At 58.2% G+C, this 237-nt stretch carries 1 protein-coding gene; it reads right to left on the bottom strand.

The features are described from left to right. Window positions 1–215: hypothetical protein (locus Q4563_RS22555; protein WP_303606137.1), on the bottom strand; the 215-nt coding region annotated here is incomplete at its 3' end. Window positions 216–237: the final 22 nt, after the last annotated feature.

Genomic DNA, 237 nt, shown 5'->3' on the forward strand with positions numbered 1-237 from the left:
CAGCGATAACTGAGCCGCACGGACTCCGCGCTTCCACGTTCAATACTGACCCGTTGCCCCGGATTATCCGGATACTGCAACCACAGGTTAAGATGCTCCCGTCGTGGTGCTGCCACCAGTCGCAACGGCAGATCGAACACCTGTCCAGCATAGCCGTGGATGGCTTCCTGACTACTGACCGTCAGCCCGGTGAGGTTCCGGAACGTCAGCAACATGGCCGACAGACCAACACTGAAT

Source organism: Gilvimarinus sp. 1_MG-2023 (assembly GCF_030548285.1).